5 protein-coding genes are annotated in these 4,602 nt (G+C 69.3%); 1 reads left to right on the top strand and 4 read right to left on the bottom strand.

Annotation, left to right across the window (positions count from 1 at the left end; genetic code table 11):
- Positions 1-75 precede the first annotated feature (75 nt).
- A complete protein-coding gene (locus AC1D12_RS29270) occupies positions 76-939 on the top strand; it encodes a LysR family transcriptional regulator (RefSeq protein WP_477844688.1) in 864 nt (287 codons plus the stop codon).
- A 21-nt stretch (positions 940-960) separates the two neighbouring features.
- Here AC1D12_RS29270 and AC1D12_RS29275 read toward each other — a convergent pair whose 3' ends face one another.
- From AC1D12_RS29275 to AC1D12_RS29290, 4 genes are all read right to left on the bottom strand, one after another.
- Complete coding sequence (locus AC1D12_RS29275; protein WP_047505910.1) at positions 961-2,367, bottom strand: DHA2 family efflux MFS transporter permease subunit; 1,407 nt, start codon at positions 2,365-2,367, stop codon at positions 961-963.
- Complete coding sequence (locus AC1D12_RS29280) at positions 2,364-2,966, bottom strand: TetR/AcrR family transcriptional regulator (protein WP_477828405.1); 603 nt, start codon at positions 2,964-2,966, stop codon at positions 2,364-2,366. The genes AC1D12_RS29275 and AC1D12_RS29280 overlap by 4 nt, the downstream gene beginning before the upstream one ends.
- Positions 2,967-3,234: 268 nt before the next feature.
- The gene (locus AC1D12_RS29285) at positions 3,235-4,110 is read right to left on the bottom strand and encodes a carbohydrate ABC transporter permease (RefSeq protein WP_047504495.1); all 876 of its coding nucleotides are present in this window, start codon (positions 4,108-4,110) and stop codon (positions 3,235-3,237) included.
- Positions 4,107-4,602, bottom strand: a 496-nt coding sequence (locus AC1D12_RS29290) for a carbohydrate ABC transporter permease (RefSeq protein WP_477844686.1), incomplete at its 5' end; no start/stop codon positions are given. The genes AC1D12_RS29285 and AC1D12_RS29290, both read right to left, overlap by 4 nt.

Below are 4,602 nucleotides of genomic sequence, written 5' to 3' on the forward strand. Positions count from 1 at the left end.
ACCTGCAGCAGCGCGCGCCGATCCGCTTCGACGAAGGCGGCGGTGGTGTGGGCTGGAAGGGGAGTGAAGGACGACATGGAGTGGAGCGACGTGAAGGTGTTCCTCGCGGTCGCGCGCGAGGGCTCGCTCGGCGGTGCCGCGCGGCGCATCGGCCAGACGCAGCCGACGATGGGGCGGCGCCTGCGCGCGCTCGAGGAGTCGCTCGGCCAGCGGCTGTTCCAGCGCGGCAGCGCCGGCTTCGTGCTGACCGAGGAAGGGCAGTCGGTGCTGCAGCATGCGCAGCGCATCGAGGAGGAAGCGCTGGCGATCGAGCGCCGCCTCGCCGACGGCCAGGTGGCGTTGAGCGGCCTGCTGCGGATCTCGTCGTCGGACTGGTTCGGCGTGCACCTGCTCGCGCCGTGGTGCGCCGCGTTCATGGACCAGCACCCGCAGGTGACGATCGAGCTGATCACCGACAGCCGGCTGTTCAGCCTGGCGCGGCGCGAGGCCGACCTGGTGTTCCGCATCGCCCCGTTCAGTGAGCCCGAGGTCGTGCAGCGGCGCTTCATGCACCTCGACTACGGCCTGTACGTCGCGAGCACCCGCCGGGGCCTGCTGCCGCGGCGCGGCCAGGGCCTGCGGCTGGTGACGATGGACAGCGCCTTCGACGACATGCCCGACGTGGCGTGGCTCAAGCGCAGCTTCCCCGAGGCGCGCACGGCGTTCGGCAGCAACAGCCGCGAAGCGCAGGCGCGCCTGTGCGCGGCCGGTGCCGGCGTGGCGGTGCTGCCGTGCGCGCTGGCCGAGGGGATGCCCGGGCTGCGCCGCATCACGCGGGCCGAGCCGCCGCCCGGCCGTGAGGTCTGGATGGGCTACCACCAGGACCTGCGGAATGCCGGCCGGCTGCGCGCGTTCGTCGAGTTCGTGGCGGCGATAGCGGAGCAACGCGCGAACGGCTGATGCCGTTCGGCTCACGCCGCTTCAGGACGGCCGCGGTGCCGGCCGGGTGTTGACGAAAAGGCAGAGGAAGGCCGTCAGCAGCGCGAGGCCGATGTGCAGCCCGTAGACCGCGTTGAAATCGCTGCGCTGCACGACGCCGTGGCCGAGCAGCAGCACCGTGATCGCGACGCCGATCACGGCGCCGATCTGGCGCGTGGCCTGGTTGACGGCGCTGCCGACCGCATAGTGCTGTGCCGGCAGCTTGCTGACCGCCGCCCCCGACAGCGACGGCAGCACCATGCCGACGCTGGTGCCGCTCAGCAGCAGGCCGGGCAGCCAGTGCGTCAGGTAGGCGGGTTCGAGGCCGGGCATCGTCATGAACCAGAGGCCGGCGACGGCATAGAGCAGGGCGCCGCCGACCAGGAAGGGCCGGTGGCCGAGGCGCCCGGCGAGGCGGCCGGTGACGATGGCGACCGGGATCACGGTGAGCGGGCCCGGTGCGATCGCGATGCCGGCCAGTGCCTGGCTGTAGTGCCACACGTTGCTCATGTAGAAGAAGAACGTGAAGAACATCATCGCGAACGCGATGCCGAAGGCGAGCGTGGCGGCGTTGACGGCGCTGTAGGTGCGGTGGCGGAACAGGCCGAGGTCGACCAGCGGATCGCGCACCCGGCCGGCCCAGATGACGAACGCGACGAGGGCGATCACGCCGGTGCTGCCGGCGGCGAGCAGCTGCGCGCGCGTCCAGGCCGGCGATTCGGATTCGACGATGGCCAGCGCGATGGCACCGACCGCGACGATCAGCAGCGCCATGCCGACCGCATCGACCTTGCGCGGCGTGGCCGAGCGCGGGGATTCGCCGAGCAGCGCGGCGCCGCGCCACAGCGACAGCGCGCCGATCGGCAGGTTGATGAAGAAGGCCCAGGGCCAGCCGACGGTCTCGACGACGAGCGAGCCGAGGCTCGGGCCGACGGCGGCCGCGAAGCCGGCGACCGCGCCCCACAGGCTCACGGTGAGCGCTCGTTTCTCCTGCGGGAAGGCATTGAGCACGATCGACAGCGAGGCCGGCGTCAGCAGGGCCGCGCCGACGGCCTGCAGCACGCGCGCGGCGATCAGCCAGCCGACGCTGCCGGCGAGGCCGCAGGCGGCGGAGGCGGCGATGAACACGGTGACGCCGAACAGGAAGACCCGCTTGCGGCCGTGCGTGTCGGCGAGCCCGCCGGCGGGGATCAGCATTGCGGCGTAGACGACGGTGTAGGCGTTGAGCACCCACGACATGTCGGCGGCCGTGGCCTGCGGAAAGCCGGCACGCAGCGCGCCGAAGGCGGCGTACAGCATCGTGCTGTCGAGCGACACCAGGAAGGCGGCGACGCTCGCGACCCAGAAGACGGGCCACGGGGAGGTGCGCGGGGCGGGTGGTTCGACAACGACGGGGGTGGCGATGCTCATGGGGCTTGCTCGGAAGGTGTTGCGGTGTCGTACTGCAGCAGCAGGGCTTGGCGTGAGCCCGACAACAGGGCACGGCCTTCGGTGGTGTTGCCGAGCGCACGGGCCAGTTGCAGCGAGCCGACCAGCGTGCCGGTGATGACGCCGGCGGCGGCGCGGTGCGTCTCGGGCAAGGCAGTCGTCACGCGATCGACGAGGCGGCGCACGCGCTGCGCGGAGGCCTCGCGCACGAGCTCGGACTGGCGCGGCATGTCGGAGCCGAGCGCGGCGACCGGGCAGCCGCTGTCCATCGACACGAGGTGGCGATCGGCGAGGTAGGCATCGACGAGGGCGCGGAACGGGCTGACGCCTCGGGCGGCGCGTTGCGCGGTAGACCGTGCGACGTTGTCGGCGCTCTCGCGGCCGGCGTGTTCGAGCGCTTCGACGAGCAGTGCATCGCGCGATTCGAAGTGCGCATAGAAGCCGCCGTGTGTGAGCCCGGCGTCCTTCATCACGTCGGCGACGCCGAGGCCGGCGTAGCCATGGCGGCGGATCGCGCGGGCGGCGGCCTCGACGATGCGCTCATGGGTTTCTTCCTTCCGGGTGTTGGCGTGGCGTGCCATCGGTGTCTGCCTGCCGGGCTTGTTAATATGACACTGATCATATTCTTGTTCGTCGTTTTGTGCTTGTGCGGGCAAAGGCGCGGGTGGGGAGGCTGTGGCTCGCCGGCCGGTGCGGTCATCGCCCCGTCCTGATTGGCGCTCCACAGCCTCCCCACCACTGAAGTGACCGACGAAGCGCGCCAACGCTCGCATGCTCGTCGGTCACTTCAGTCTTTTCCCCCAACAAGAGTGGGCGGTGTTGCGCGGCGGGTGAGGAACAGCCCAGCAGCTACTCCTTCACCGAACCGGTCATCCCCGACACATAGTGCTCGACGAAGAACGAGTAGATGAAGGCGACAGGCAGCGACCCGAGCAACGCCCCCGCCATCAGCGAGCCCCAGTGGTACACATCCCCTTCCACCAACTCCGTGATCACCCCCACCGGCACCGTCTTCATCTCCGACGACGAGATGAAGGTCAGCGCGTAGATGAACTCGTTCCACGACAGCGTGAACGCGAAGATGCCGGCCGAGATCAGCCCCGGTACTGCCAGCGGCAGCACGATCTTGATCAGGATCTGCCAGCGGCTCGCGCCATCGATCAGCGCGCATTCCTCCAGCTCATACGGGATCGAGCGGAAATAGCCCATCAGCAGCCAGGTGCTGAACGGGATCAGGAAGGTCGGGTACGACAGGATCAGCGCCATCCGGGTGTCGAACAGCCCGAGCTGAAAAATGATCGCCGCCAGCGGGATGAACAGGATCGACGGCGGCACCAGGTAGGCCAGAAAGATCGCCGCCCCCGCCGGCTTCGCACCCTGGAACCTCAGCCGCTCGATCGCGTACGCCGCGAGCACCGAAGCCACCAGCGACAGGATCGTCGACGTCACCGACACCAGCACCGTGTTCCACAGCCACTCCGGATACGCCGTCTCGAACAGCAGCTTGTGGAAATGCGCAAACGTCGGCTTGATGATCCAGAACGGGTTGCCGGTGCGCGCCAGCAACTCCTCGTTCGGCTTGAACGAGGTCACCACCATCCAGTAGAACGGGAACAGCAGCACGAACACGAAGATGCCGAGCGGGATGTAGACCGTCACCCAGCGCCGCGGCAGCGTCTGCAGGTAGTCCATGCCCTGCGAATCGGGCTTGTCCTGCGTCTTCATTTGTCACCGCCCTGCTGCCAGGCCCGGCGCTGCAGCCCGAAGTAGCTGAACATGATGGCCGCCAGCAGGAACGGCACCATCAGCGTCGCCAGCGCCGCGCCCTCGCCCAGCGCCCCGCCGGGAATCGCGCGCTGGAACGCGAGGGTCGCCATCAGGTGCGTCGCGTTCAGCGGGCCGCCGCGCGTCAGCACGTAGATCAGCTGGAAGTCGGTGAAGGTGAACAGCACCGAGAAGGTCATCACCACCGCGATGATCGGCGACAGCAGCGGCAGCGTGACGTGCCGGAACTGCTGCCACGGCGTTGCGCCGTCGATCGCCGAGGCCTCGTAGTACGACGGCGAGATCGTCTGCAGCCCTGCCAGCAGCGAGATCGCGACGAAGGGCACCCCGCGCCACACGTTGGCGACGATCGTCGAGAAGCGCGCGTTCCACGGGTCGCCGAGGAAATCGACATACCGGTCGATCCAGCCGAGCTTCATCAGCACCCAGCTC

The organism is Rhizobacter sp. P1_G5, assembly GCF_056405435.1.